This is a genomic window from Adlercreutzia sp. DFI.6.23, assembly GCF_024462535.1.
In the GTDB taxonomy this organism is placed as follows: Bacteria; Actinomycetota; Coriobacteriia; order Coriobacteriales; family Eggerthellaceae; genus Adlercreutzia; species Adlercreutzia rubneri.
Genome location: NZ_JANGBP010000201.1, coordinates 1 through 398, shown reverse-complemented (window position 1 = coordinate 398; position 398 = coordinate 1). Strand labels below are relative to the sequence as shown.

Below are 398 nucleotides of genomic sequence, written 5' to 3'. Positions count from 1 at the left end.
AGACGATCTTCTCGACCGATGCGCGCTGCTTGGGGGTAAGCGCGTCGCCGTCGCGCTCGAGGCAGCCGGCCATGAACGCGGGACTCATGGTGGCGCGAATGAGGTTGGCGTTGGCCTTGGTGGGGGCGATACCCTTCTCGTAGCGAGTGATGCTGGCCTCGCCGATGCCGAGTAGCCGCGCAAAGGCCTGTTGGGAGAGCCCGTAGTGCTTCCGCATCTCCTTAATTTGCTGGGACATGTCGTGTTCTCTCATGATTATCCAATCTATAGATTGCCTAATAGGGGTATTATATCAGTTTGATTAGGACATATTCGACATGAATTCGAGAAAATGATAGAGAAAAACTCAGCAACATATCAATCAAAAGATAGAAAGAGGGCGATCCCTGTGAGACCGC

The 398-nt window shown here is 53.0% G+C and carries 1 protein-coding gene; it reads right to left on the bottom strand.

All coding sequences use genetic code 11. The features are described from left to right. On the bottom strand, positions 1 to 253 hold a 253-nt coding region (locus NE591_RS13010; protein ID WP_256156837.1), incomplete at its 3' end, for a helix-turn-helix domain-containing protein. Positions 254 to 398 lie beyond the last annotated feature (145 nt).